1 protein-coding gene is annotated in these 1,234 nt (G+C 79.8%); it reads right to left on the reverse strand.

The window, feature by feature from the left end; translation table 11 throughout:
• On the reverse strand, window positions 1-1,234 hold a 1,234-nt coding region (locus HLB15_RS23650), incomplete at both ends, for a ComEC/Rec2 family competence protein (protein ID WP_171109219.1).

Genomic DNA, 1,234 nt, shown 5'->3' on the forward strand with positions numbered 1-1,234 from the left:
GCAGGCGCGCGCGACCGCCGCGATCCACCCGGTGGCGCAGCCCGCCGCCCACGCCACGGGGCTCGCCACCGCGGGCAGCCACGGAGCGAGCACCGTGGCGACGAGCCCCAGCACGGTCGCGGGCACGACCGCGGGCGCCGCCAGCAGGTTGGCCGGCACGGACACCGTGGACACGGACGGGTCGAGCAGCACGAGCACCGGGCCGCACGCCGCCTGGGCCGCGGTCGGCACGGCGAGCGCGAACGCGGCCGCGCTGCCCGTCCAGGGGGCGAGGCGGGCCGCGAGGGGTGCGGCGAGCAGCACCAGCCCACCGGTGGCCACGGCGGACAGCACGAACCCGTACGAGCGCGCGAGCCACGGGTCCACCACGAGCAGGCCCACGACCGCCCCCGCGAGCGCGGGCGCTGACCGCGCGGGCCGGCCGAGCGCGACCCCGGTGAGGGCGAACCCCGCCATGACGGCGGCCCGGAGCACGGCGGGCTCCGGCCGCACCAGGGCGACGAACGCGAGCGCGGCCAGGGCCACGAGGACCACCCGGGCGGCGCGGGGCACGCGCGCCACCGAGCACAGCAGGGTGAGCACCGCGACCACCACGGCGAAGTGCCCGCCCGACACCGCCGTGACGTGCGTCAGCCCGCTCACGCGCATGTCGTCGGCGATCTCCTCGGGCAGTCGTGAGGTGTCGCCGATCGCGGCGCCGGGCACGAGCCCGCGCGCCTGCGGGGAGAGCGGTGCGGTGACGTCGAGCAGAGCGGCGCGGTGGTCGTCCAGCGCGCGGAGCAGGCGGGGCGGCGCGCGGATCTCGTGCGCCCGGTCGGTGGTGAGCGCCGCCGCCTCGCCCGCGCCCGGGTCCGCGGGCCGGAGGGGCCCGGACACCGTGACCGTGGCGCCGTAGCGGGGTGGGCTCGCTGACAGCACCTGGACACGGGCCCGGGCCGGTGAGGTGACACCGCGCGCCTGGGCGGAGCGCGCGTCGAGCACCCAGCGGTACCGGTCGGCTCCGGGTGCGAGCACGAACGGTTCGGGCTGCGCGACCACCGTGCCGACGAGCGTCCCTGTCACGCGCAGCCGCGCGAGGTCGGGCAGCGGGATCCGGCCGGCGAGCTGCACGTGCGCCGAGGCGGCGACGGCGAGCACGCACGCCCCGACGAGGGCCGCGTGCGCGGGCGCAGAGAGCGCGGCGGCGAGCGCGGGCGCGCGACGGCCGGTGCAGGGCGGCACGCCGGGTCGAGGC

The organism is Promicromonospora citrea (assembly GCF_013004695.1).
Taxonomy (GTDB): domain Bacteria; phylum Actinomycetota; class Actinomycetes; order Actinomycetales; family Cellulomonadaceae; genus Promicromonospora; species Promicromonospora citrea.